This window comes from Vibrio sp. 2033 (assembly GCF_033339735.1).
This window is the reverse complement of record NZ_JAWOVC010000573.1, coordinates 1-596: the sequence shown is the minus strand read 5'-3', so window position 1 is coordinate 596 and position 596 is coordinate 1. Positions and strand designations below refer to the sequence as shown.

Sequence of the window (596 nt, the reverse complement as noted above, 5' to 3'; positions counted from 1 at the left end):
GTCTACTAGGTCGTGAAGGCGCAACCTTGCGTAAGACGATCATCCCAACGTTCTACTACCTAGTAATGACGGGCATCATCGGTTTGGTTCTGATTTACGGATTCCAACTCACCGACGTCTTGATGAAGTAATACGAATGCAGGGCTCACTGCCCTGCCCGATTTGACACAGCTGTCAGCACTACTACCCCGACATGTTGATTTAGCTTGCTACATCAATTCCCCCGACAGCTGTGTCACCTTTCCAGTTTGCATAACTGACTGAGCGATTAAATCAAGATTGTTCAACCAATTATGTAAGTGGGTTACCTAAATCGCAGATTCAAAAGTAAGTGATGCAAAGGTAACTATACTCATTTTGATGCTTTTAGCGCTTTGTGCGATGAAAGCTCACTTAAGAGCAAATGCTCCACAACTTTGCTTAGAATAACCGCTAGGACACCATTATGATTATCTCAGCTTCTACCGATTACCGCGCTGCCGCGAAAGCCAAGCTACCTCCGTTTCTATTCCATTATATTGATGGCGGCTCTTACGACGAACGCACGCTGAAGCGTAATACTGACGATTTAGGCGATGTTGCACTACGCCAGCGCG

1 protein-coding gene is annotated in these 596 nt (G+C 46.0%); it reads left to right on the top strand.

The annotated features are described in order from the left end of the window. Positions 1–445 precede the first annotated feature (445 nt). Positions 446–596: alpha-hydroxy-acid oxidizing protein (locus tag R7P74_RS27855; RefSeq protein WP_336624123.1), on the top strand; the 151-nt coding region annotated here is incomplete at its 3' end.